5 protein-coding genes are annotated in these 6,992 nt (G+C 35.4%); all 5 read right to left on the minus strand.

The annotated features are described in order from the left end of the window. Positions 1-281: 281 nt before the first annotated feature. Positions 282-1,031, minus strand: a complete 750-nt coding sequence (locus tag QZ657_RS14755) for an SPOR domain-containing protein (RefSeq protein ID WP_291967848.1) — start codon at positions 1,029-1,031, stop codon at positions 282-284. A 124-nt stretch (positions 1,032-1,155) separates the two neighbouring features. Next, positions 1,156-1,530 carry a response regulator gene (locus QZ657_RS14760; protein ID WP_291967849.1) on the minus strand — a complete coding sequence of 125 codons (375 nt, stop codon included), beginning with the start codon at positions 1,528-1,530 and terminating at the stop codon, positions 1,156-1,158. Positions 1,531-1,789: 259 nt separating this feature from the next. Then, complete coding sequence (locus QZ657_RS14765) at positions 1,790-3,130, minus strand: DUF3526 domain-containing protein (protein WP_291967850.1); 1,341 nt, start codon at positions 3,128-3,130, stop codon at positions 1,790-1,792. Continuing rightward, positions 3,131-4,570, minus strand: coding sequence for a DUF3526 domain-containing protein (locus tag QZ657_RS14770; RefSeq protein WP_291967851.1), 1,440 nt, complete (start codon positions 4,568-4,570; stop codon positions 3,131-3,133). Positions 4,571-4,572: 2 nt separating this feature from the next. Continuing rightward, on the minus strand, positions 4,573-6,992 hold a 2,420-nt coding region (locus QZ657_RS14775), incomplete at its 5' end, for a TonB-dependent receptor domain-containing protein (protein WP_291967852.1).

Raw genomic sequence — 6,992 nt, forward strand, 5'->3', positions numbered from 1 at the left:
AAATTATACTAATATCATGAATTATTATTAAAAAATTTCTTGAACATAGGTCTAACACCTTTAAAAACAAAATAATAAATGAAACGAACAAGCAATTTTCAGTTGTTACAGGTAGCAATGTAGTAAGCAATACGTTCTTTAGAAAAACCAATTTGTTAATACTGATATCAATTTTTAAAAAAATTAAATTGTGAAGTATTAAAACGCGCAGATGAAGAATGCAAACTATGCAACCTTATTCATTTTGTAATAGTTACTTATTACTGAACATGCTTAAAGCACTAACGCTTTTTAACATAAGAATCTATACCGAAAGCTTTATTCAATTCTGAAATTAGTTCCTTCTTTTTCGATTCATTAGCACAATCAACCGGTACACTTACATAGGTTAATCCTTTTGGGTAAGAACCTTGTGTATGTGTATACCCTAAGTCTTTTAGTCTTTTGACAATAGCAGATATATTATTTTCATTTTTAAAAACACCCACCATTGCCATACATTCAAACTTGGTTTCTGGACTAGAAACAATAGCCTTATCAGATATTTTTGTTGGCACTTCTTTTTTTGAAATAACCGTCTCTTCTATCACCCTAGACCCATTATTCTCCACAACGGAATCCAACATTATTTCTTGAGACTCTGATGTTGCTAGACTTGGCTGTTTTTTAAAGGTTTCTTTTTCAATTATAGAATCTAACTTATCGTTTTCAAAATCGGCTTCAGTAATTGTCGTATCGGAAATAACGACTGCAATTATTTTGTTAGGGTCTATAGCATCTTTTGCAGGTATTGTTACCGGTACATAAATATCTGAACTTGAATATACATATGTCCGTTCTTTAGCATGATAAGAAGTAGGCAAAGGTGATTCTTCAGTGGTTTCCAATTCAATAGTAGAATCTGCAATTTTATCTTCTTTGGTAAATATATACAGGTAAATAAAAATAGAGAATAAAGCTATTACGATAATCGCAATTGCAAAATCCCATCTGCCTTCTTTACTACTAAAAATATCTTTTTCGGGGGTCATGGTTATGTATACGTTTTAAAATATAATTATCTACCTAAAAAAGTAAATATAACCAATCTAAATATTATGTCTATAATTAAGAAATAATCGTCATCTATAATATGTAGAGATAATGAAGGATTAACTATCCAACCTTTTTACCATACATGTGATAATAAACAGAATCTATAGAATGATGTATTTCTTTCTTAGAAAAGGGTTTGGTTATAAAATCTATGCAGCCCAATTCTCTTGCAACTTCTTCAAATTCTTGTTTTGTAGAGGTTGAAATAAAAGGTAACCGATTACTGAACATTTCTAAAAATGAAAGCCCGTTCATGCCAGGCATTTCAATGTCTGAAATAACAAACTGAGGCTTGTTGATCTGTATATGCACCCAAGCGTCATAAGAATCTTCAAAGGTCGTAACCTTACCGACCATTGGGTGAGTTTTAGCGAGCTTTTCTGCCAATGACAACCAAAGAGGTGAATCATCAACAATTACTAATTCGAGTTTCATTAATTTGAGTTTGAGGTTTGAAAGACGAAAAGTACCCCATTGACTTAGAATGAAAAATTAATTCTGTTTAAAGGCGTAAAAGTATCTTTATATGTAATTATTACACCTAAAATGCCGCTTATTTAGTTTCATTACAATGTAATAGCTTCTAAACATAAAACATTTCATTGTACGTAAAATAAAAGTATTGATTGTAAAATATCTAATGACAAAGCTTTACGTTATAAAAAAGCCAGAATTTCTTCCAGCCTTTTGCTCTTTATAATCTTCTTAAGTTTATACTTGTTAAGACCCCAATAATTATTGACACAATTAAAGAGGGCAGTAGAAGCTTTAGCCAGTTAAAGCCATAATCTAATTCATAAAATTTGGCTTCGTGATTTTTCCAATCTACTGCATCAGCAGATTTATGATCAAATATCTTGGCATAAAAACCTTCACGTAAATTTTTATGAAAATTGGTCAGCGCCTCTAAAAACGACAAATGGCTCACCATATCCGTACCTGCTAGTTTATTAAAGCTTAATTGTGCATGCATGGTAGGCACCAATAGCGCAATTTGTTCACTTACCTTATTCCTAAGCATTATCTTATCCGTCATTTCTTGGCTGGTTTCCTTGGCTGCCATATCTCCCATATATTGCATGCCGTAATACCAGATCCAACTGAATTCATCTTCAGGAACTTCATATTTTATAAATTGTGGATATGAGCCAATAAAACCATTCATAGTAATATCTTTTTTCATATCCCATTTCTCATGATACCCATCTCTTTGCTCTACCATGGCATCTAACGCTTCTGGTACTTGATAGGTGTTTATCACATAATTGTTCACTAAGGCAGGAAATAAAATAGTTAATACCACCCAGATCGAAATTAGCGCCAAAGCATTAAAACTGGAATTCTTAAAAAAAGACACCATCCAAAAACACAATGCACTCCAAAACAAAATATACAATACACTTAGAAGAAAAATTGCCCAAAAATTGGCATTCATCGGTATTTGTAAAATAGTACTTGCCAGGATCATTAAAAATATAAGCACAGCAAATACAAACACTATTCTAACCAGAAGTTTTTTAAATAAAAATTGTGCTTTCCCCGATGTTTGTGCGGCCAATATGCGCCATGTACCCAATTCCTTTTCTTCTGAGTATAAATTAAAGGTCATGGCTATCAATACCAAAGGAAAGAGATATATAATAACAAAACCTAGGTCTAAATTGCCAGACATGAGCAATGAAGGATTCTCAAAATCGGTATCGTATTTTTGCCCCTCTAAAGCGCGAATGGTTACCGCTTGTAACAACGGATTGACATCACTCTGCCCAATGGAAATAGCACTAATATTTTCGGGTTTCTTAATTAAGGTAAACCTCAAATAATATAAAAGCAGCCCTAAGTCCTCACTATGATACTGAATGTTCTTTTTAATGCTTTCTTCCTGAAAAACTTGAGCGGCGGCAATGGTTTTTTCTTGTTTAACTAAATATTGCTTCCCAATTAAAATACCTATAACACCAACGGTCAACAATAAAGCCAGGCTAACCATAAATATTCTCGTCCTAAAAAATGATTTAAATAATAATCTATACATCTATATGGCTTTTAGGTTTGTTGACAATCTTAACAATGCAAAAACGGATAATACTCCCCATAACATTAAAGCTAGCAATGAAATGACTTCATTTTTAAATACATCCGCAATGCTTAAGAAATGATATTCAAATGGCGGAAATTCTTTCCAATAATCACTTGAAATGGTATTGGGACCTGCTTTACCCTTGTTCGGAATTAAATCCATTTGCAATTGATTCATTTCTTGGGCGAGGGTAAAACGATATGTTTCCGCTTTGTCCTTAAAGTGTAGAAAAGATTGAAAATCGGTTCCTGAGAATGCCATAGACAAATTCTTGATCGCGGTATATGGATTGACGAATGCAGACATACGTTCTACATTATTCTGCTTATTATACACTTTGTACAAATTTTCTTGATGCTTTAAATACACTTTAGTGCTCATAGCTTCTCCTTTAGACATCACAAAACCACCATAATTAAAAGGAAGGTCTTCAACCTTTTCTACGTTATGTACACGTAATACAGAATCTTTCAATGCTTTAAAGTGTGGGTCATTAGGATCATGACTATCTCCTATCTGGGCCAGATCATGTTCCACCGCAGTTTCCATTTCAATTTTAGAAGGGGTAGGGTATAGGTAAAAACCAACTGCTTGTAATGATTTTGGAACAATAACTACGAACAACAACCAAATACCCAACAATCTTACCAAGGCACCTTTTGCCGATGCACTAAAGGCTGAAACCAAAATAGTAATAGCACTTAAAATTCCAAAGAACATTAAATAAGCACATAACAATACCACATATCTAAGTATGCTATCTGCGTGCATGGTATCATGAGATTCCACTAGTACAAAGACCAACAGTACCAAAAATATGGCACCCAAAAACAATAAGGAAAGACTCCACAAACCAAGCCATTTACCAAATACAATTTCTTTTCGTGTTATACCTTGACCTATCAAAAGCTTCAATGTTCCGTTTTCCCGTTCCCTTGCTATGGTGGCAAATCCTAAATAGAAAATTAATAAAGGGACTATTACTTTTAACAGCATAGCCATACTCACTTCCCCAAAACGCAACAACCCGGTAGACATACTAGCTTCTGAAAAGTTTACGGTATTCTGTTTATGCGCCTCTAGAAAAACGGCGTTACCTACAAAGTTTTCCATACCTAGATCAAAAACACTTAACACATGTTTTAACCGCAAAGCGAACGACCCGTAATGGGCCATTCTATGCGGGTGTTTATCTGGATTGCTTTCCCAACTTTCTTGGACTTCCTCTTGAATTTCATCTCTGGTAAAATTCTGGTCATGGTAATTTTCCCACCCGGTATAAGCAGAAAAAAGCAACAAGAACAGCATTAGCGTTGATGCTACTAACATGACCTTAGACCTAAAGGCATCTTGCCATAGTTGCCGGGCCAATAATACAATTACATTCTTTCGCATACTTAAAATTTATAAGTGGCGTTCAATAATATATTTCTTGGTGCACCAGGTCCTAATCTTGAGGGGTTTAGCCCACCCAACCAATAGGTTTCATCAAATAAATTATTGATTTTTAGCGTTAATTGCATACCTGTGTTGTTAGGCTTGTAATATACCGCTGCATCAAATACGGTATAAGATGGTAACAGCAATCTATCCGTGTCGTATGTTGGATTATACCATGTAAAGCGCTCATCCATAAATTGGGCGCCCAAGCCAACTCCAATACCTTTTAAAGTGTTGTTCGTAAAATCATATCTACCCCAAATAGTTGCATTATGCTTAGGGGCCCCACCAATTGGCTCTCCAATAAATTCCTCTATGGCATCTTCTACAATCTCGGCATCTGCATACCCATAAGAAGCGGTAAGTTGAAAATTTGATGCTATATAACCGGATACATCCATTTCAAACCCTCTACTTCTTTGCTCACCTCTAGTCGTCAGATTGTCCAAATCATATGTATCCCCTAATAAAATGTTCTTTTGGGTAATATTGAATATGGCTAGGTTGGCAAATATTTTTCCGTTCAAGAACTCTCCTTTAGCCCCAAATTCCGTTAAACTACTTTCCAGTGGGTCAAATCTGCTTGGTGAAGTAGACCAAAAGAAACCTTCAGCAGTTGGTGATAACGATACGGTGTTTGTATGCGGTTGAAAACCTTCTAAATAGGTAGCATATGCACTTACGGTATTAGAAACTTCATAGGTTAGACCAAACCTAGGTACAATGGCGTCATTTGTAAACTCTTGCTCATCACCTTCATAATCAAAAATATCAGTAAACCGTTCATATCTTAAATTCACTAAAGCTGAAAATTTACCGACTTTAAACTGATTTTGGATATAAAAACCATTTGAAATATTCAAGTTTGCAGGAATACTTAATTCTGCAAGGTTGTATGCATTTGTATTTCTAGCTCCGTTAAAGGGGTCTGCTAAGTTAAAATGAGGCACCGCAGGCACAGGCATGGTTACACCATCTACTACCATTTGCTGAAAATTGGCCGTATTATCAGGGTCATAGTTTGCTTGACCGCCATCAACCGTTAAATACCTTCTGGCTCTTAAGAATCCTGCACCAATCTTTCTTTCCCAACGTGTACCATCGTAACCAACCAATATTTTATTGGTAATCTTATCTGTTTTAATGTCGTACGTAAAATAGGTGCTAAAATTATCTGTCTCCCAGTATTGCTGTCTTTCATCATATCGCATTCTTGCTAAGGTAGGAATAACATTTCCATCAATATCTACGGCAGTTCCATCCACTCTATGCTCAGCTAGATCCTCATCCCAAGTTTGCTTCATAAACTGCGCATTGAAACCTAAATTGTCAGATAACTTTTTACTGAAGTTCGTCATGAATATGAACTCTTTGTTCTTGTAGTGATCGGTAGATGCACCCACGTTCATTGTAATTGGCGTACTATTGATATCATAATTACCATTGATAGCCCCAAAGATCGGCTGCCCTCTGTCTAAATTACCTACCGCATCACTATAGATCATTTCAACATTCAACGATGTTGTTTCGTTCGGTATATAACTTAAAGAAGGTGAGAGCAAAATAGCATTATTGTTCACAACATCCCTAAACGAATCTGCTTCTTGAATTGCGGCATTAAAACGATATAGAAGGGTTTTAGATTCGTTTAACGGACCTGTAAAATCTGCCGTGGCTCTTAACGTTCCAAAGCTACCTGTTGTTAAAGAAACATCACTACGCTTTTCTGTCAATGGTTTTTTAGTTACCATGTTTACGGTACCCCCTGGATCTGCGCTAGAAAAAGTAACCGAAGACGGACCTTTTATAACTTCAACACGTTCTAAATGAGAGGTAATAGGCTGTAGAAAGTAATATTGACGGGTACGCATACCGTTCAATACCTGCCCATCATCTGCCTGCGTAATACCTCGAATGTTGTAGTGGTTGTACAAGCCCGTAACCGATACGTTACTAACCGTTTTTACGGCATCTGGAACTTGAAAAGCTAATCGGTCCGCAATCAGCTCTTTGGTAACCGAAGTTATGGCTTGTGGCAATTCTTTATTGGCAATGGCTACTTTTGTTGCCGAAAAAGAATAATCACTATTGTAATCCGTTCTTGCTCTACCTATGACTTCAACGGACTGTAATTGCTCTATATTTTCTTGAAGGTTAATTGTGCCCAAATCATAATCGGTCATTTGATTGAATGATTTTTGAAAGCTAAGGGTTTTCATACCTATGTAGCTTACCGTAATTTGATAATTACCGGTCGTAGAAAGCTCAAAACTAAAATTACCATCTTCTGCGGTAACCGTTCCTCCTTTATTGGTCGTGTTTTCAAGTACATATGAAATGGTAGCACCAAAAATAGGTGATGCGTTATTATCGGTAA

Source organism: Maribacter sp. (assembly GCA_020629415.1).
GTDB classification, from domain to species: Bacteria; Bacteroidota; Bacteroidia; order Flavobacteriales; family Flavobacteriaceae; genus Maribacter; species Maribacter huludaoensis.